This window comes from Corallococcus sp. AB049A (assembly GCF_003668885.1).
Lineage (GTDB): Bacteria > Myxococcota > Myxococcia > Myxococcales > Myxococcaceae > Corallococcus > Corallococcus interemptor.
Map to the genome: position 1 here is coordinate 1 of NZ_RAWL01001029.1, position 465 is coordinate 465.

At 73.3% G+C, this 465-nt stretch carries 1 pseudogene; it reads right to left on the reverse strand.

The annotated features are described in order from the left end of the window. Positions 1–465 (reverse strand): annotated as a pseudogene (locus D7X55_RS43880) (hypothetical protein); the annotation flags it as partial.

Consider the following 465-nt stretch of genomic DNA (forward strand, 5'->3'; position numbering starts at 1 on the left):
GCGTAGGCCTCGTCCCGTGCCCCCACCTCCGCGACCAGGTTCCCCTCCAGCAACACGCGTCCGCCAGGGTTCGCGGCGAGGACGTCCAGCGCGTGCCGCACGCTCGCGAGCCGCGGGCCCGTGGCCGGACAGTGCGCGGGGAAGGCCTCCGGCGTCGCGAGGGTGCGCCACGCGGCGCGCACGGTGTTGTCGTTGGTCGTGAAGAGCAGGAGCCCGGTCGTCACCAGCACCCAGGCGGGAGGGCGATGCAGGCGCAGGAGCGGAAGGAAGACCATGGCGACGGCTGCCATGAGGGGCGCGCCGTACTGGAAGCGCCACGCCATGCCCGTGAAGCGGATGGCCAGCATGGGCAGGAGCAGCGCCAGCCACAGCGGATCCGGCCTCCACTTGCGGCGCCATCCCCAGAGGGCCAGGGGGACGAAGGCCACCAGCAGCGTGCCGACGCGCGAGAGCTGCTTTCCGGCC